The organism is Arthrobacter sp. TB 26 (assembly GCF_000427315.1).
Classification (GTDB): domain Bacteria; phylum Actinomycetota; class Actinomycetes; order Actinomycetales; family Micrococcaceae; genus Arthrobacter.
Window position 1 is genome coordinate 1 of sequence record NZ_AUPJ01000427.1, and the last position, 794, is coordinate 794.

The 794-nt window shown below is 65.7% G+C and carries 1 pseudogene (running past one end of the window); it reads left to right on the top strand.

What is annotated here, in order from left to right:
* Positions 1-132 precede the first annotated feature (132 nt).
* Positions 133-794: pseudogene (locus K789_RS23345) on the top strand (aldehyde dehydrogenase family protein); it runs 858 nt beyond the window's last position.

Sequence of the window (794 nt, forward strand, 5' to 3'; positions counted from 1 at the left end):
CGCCATGGGCCGCGGGAGTGACCCGGGTCACTTCGGTTGCAACCTGACTGCAACCTCCCGGCTTCTAGGCTGAACGCAACGGTGGCGCCGACATCTGGCCGCCATCAATCTTGCACAGCAAAGGAGCTAGCAATGACTGTTTACGCACAGCCCGGTACCGAGGGCTCGAAGGTCACTTTCAAGGACCGCTACGAGAACTGGATCGGCGGCGAGTGGGTTGCCCCGGTTAAGGGCCAGTACTTCGAGAACATCACCCCCGTCACCGGCAAGGCGTTCTGTGAGGTCGCCCGCGGCACCGCCGAGGACATCGAGCTCGCACTGGACGCTGCCCACAAGGTTGCACCGTCCTGGGGCAAGACCTCCGTGGCCGAGCGCGCCGCCATCCTGAACAAGATCGCAGACCGCATCGACGAGAACCTCGAGATGCTCGCCGTCGCCGAGTCCTGGGACAACGGCAAGCCGATCCGCGAAACCCTCAACGCGGACATCCCGCTCGCCGCCGACCACTTCCGCTACTTTGCCTCCGCCGTCCGCGCCCAGGAAGGCCGGCTGTCCCAGCTCGACGAGGACACCACCGCCTACCACTACCACGAGCCGCTCGGCGTCGTCGGCCAGATCATCCCCTGGAACTTCCCGATCCTGATGGCCGTCTGGAAGCTTGCCCCGGCCCTCGCCGCCGGCAACGCCGTCGTCCTGAAGCCGGCCGAGCAGACCCCGTCCTCAATCCTGGTCCTGATGGAACTGATCGGCGACCTGCTGCCGGCCGGCGTCCTCAACGTGGTTAACGGCTTCGG